Below are 2638 nucleotides of genomic sequence, written 5' to 3'. Positions count from 1 at the left end.
GTTGTCGGTGATCTTGAAATTGGGCGCCGCGCCGCCGGTGTTGCTGTAGACCAGGCAGTACTCCACCACGTCCTTGGGCAGCACACCCACGCTGCCGGTTCCGGCGATGAAGGCGGTGTTCTTGGTGACGTTGCGCCCCAGTTTGAGCAAAGTCACGACGGGCGGCTGGAGCGCCACCGAGTTGGTGAGCGTGCAGGTGATCACATCGCCCAGCACTGGGGTGAGGGTAAAGCTCTGGCCGCTGCCACTGGGCAGGGTCGTGGTAGCGCCCGTAGTGGCGTTGGTGCAGCTCACCGAGGTGGAGTAGACGCTCAGCGTGCTGGCGCTGCCTGCGGCCATCACTTCGGTCAGGGTGTAGGCGGTACCTGCGCTCAGGGTCTGCTGGGCCGTCGTCGCGGTGGTGCCGGTGCCGCTGGTGCTGCCACTGAAGGCGGCGGTAGCGCCGGTCTTGATCTGCACTGTGAACTGGTCGGCAGTGTTGGCCCGCCCGACAACTGTTTTATTGAGAATCAGACGGGGACTGACCGGCGCCCTGGTCACCGGGTTCACCGCCGTCTGGGTGGTGCTCACGCCGCCGCTGACCGTGGGGTAGTTGACGGACGCCACGTTGTTGATGCTGCCGGGTGCGCTGCCTGCCGGGTCGGTGTTGGCGTTGACCTTGACTTGAAATTTGACCACTGCCGCGTTCACGGCGGTGACGAGAATCACGCCTGAAGGCTGAGCTGCCGTGAAGACTTCCTTTCCAGCCACATAAGGCATCGCTCCGGCGACGTCCGCCACCGCCGTGCCGTTGAGGGTCGTGCTGCCCGCCACGTAACTCGTGCCCACCGGAATGCCGTCGGTCAGGGCCGCGTCGGTGGAGGGGAAATTGCCGGTGTTGGTCATGGTGATGGTGTATTCCAGCGTGTCGCCGGGGTCGGTGGTGATGGCCGGGCTGGTATTCTTGGTCACGTTCCTGACCGACTTCTGAACGTCGAGGATGGCATTGAGCAGCGGCGTGGCACAGGAGCCCAGGTCGTAGACTGGCGGGTTGGCGGTGCCTACCACAGTGCCCGTCAGGGTCGAGGCGGCCAGATCAACGGAAATCACACTGGCGCCGCCCGCTCCGGTGGTGATGAGCTTACCCGCCGCGTCGAAGGCCAGGCCCGTCGCGCCGTCCGGCCCGATGTTGCCGAAGTTCTTGGCCCGGCGCGTGGCCGGATCGATCGCGTACAGGTACGATTTGCCACTGCCGCCGACAGCGGCGTACCACTCCAGTCGCCCGTTGCCGTCGAAGGTCAGGTCGCCGTATTGCAGCGACGGCCCGATGGTGTCGCCGGTATCGAAAATCAGTGCGCCTACCGTGCTGGCCGCGCCCGATCCGCCAGCCACCGCTTTGCGGAGATTGTAGGTGCCGTCGAGGTAGTAGACGTTTCCGGCAGCGTCGGCGGCCTCACCCACGTTCAGGGTCGGCAGGGTCTGTCCAGGTGCGGTCTGCGCCGTGCCGTTGTAGCGAAACAGCGGCGGCGCAGCGAAAGTGCCGTCGTCGTAATACGCGCTTCCGTTGGCGCTGATGGCCAGGCCACCCACGATCTGCGGCGCGGTAAACACCGAGGTCAGGATCGAGCCGCTGAGTTCGTAAAGCTGATTGCGCGTGCCCGCCGCCCCGAACGAGCTGGCATACACCTTGCTGCACACCAGGTTGTAGGTAACGGCATCGGTGTCGGTGGCGTTGTTGTTGCTGGTGTCCGGGTCAGTGGTGCCGCTGGGCGCCGCCACGCTGGCCTTGTTCGCCACACTGCCTACCGAGGTGCCGGTCAGCGTGCCGCCCAGGCTGATCTCGTAGAAGCCGCCGTTGGCGATCAGGGGCAGCACTACACCCGTGCCTTGCAGATCGGTGAGCAGCGGCGCAGTGGTGCAGGTATTGCCCGCCGCCGCCGAACAGGTCAGGCTGCTGGCCGCGAATCCGAGCACGGCAGGGTCGGTCAGCACGGCGCCGGTCACGCTGCTGGGGCCGCCGTTGGTCACCCGGATGGTGTACGTCGAGGCGGCGGGCGCCACCGCCGAGGTCAGGCCGTCGCTCTTGGTGATGCTCAGGTTAGCAACCGGCGTGATAGTGGTAGCCTGCGACGAGCTGTTGTTGCCAGCGAACGCATCGGTGATGCCGCCCGGCGCCGTGATGCTGGCCGTGTTGGTGAGGCTGCCCGCCGTGGTAGCCGTCCCCGTGACCGTGATGGTCAGGTAACTGCCGCTGGTCGGCGCCGAGTTGGTCGCGCCCGCCGCGCCAGTGGTGGTGTTCACCGGCAGCAGGCCGCTGGCGAAGCTGATGGCGTTGCCGCTGCCACTAGCCGTTCCGCAGACAGCCAGGCCGCTGGCGGTGCAGGTCCAATTCACGCCCGTCAGGTTGCCGGGCACCGTGTCGGCTATGGTCGCGCCAGTGGTGGGTGTCGGCCCCTGGTTCCAGACCTTGAGGGTGTAGCTGACGGCGCCGCCTTGCAGCACGGTAGCGGTGCCGGTCTTGTTGATGCTCAGGTCGGCGGCCAGTGGCGCCGTAACCGTATCGGAGTCGCTGGCCGTGTTGTCGCTCAGGTCGCTGTCGGTGTTCTCGGCGGGCGCCGCGACGGTGGCGGTGTTGGTCACCGTGCTGGCCAAAGCCGCC

Annotated in this window: 1 protein-coding gene; it reads right to left on the bottom strand. The window is 66.6% G+C overall.

Annotated features, from left to right (window positions below; genetic code table 11):
- On the bottom strand, positions 1–2638 hold a 2638-nt coding region (locus tag Q0R23_RS05785; protein WP_293911361.1), incomplete at both ends, for a hypothetical protein.

Source organism: Deinococcus sp., from assembly GCF_025362455.1.
GTDB lineage: Bacteria > Deinococcota > Deinococci > Deinococcales > Deinococcaceae > Deinococcus.
Note: the sequence above shows the minus strand (reverse complement) of the source record. Positions and strands in the feature narration are given on the sequence as shown.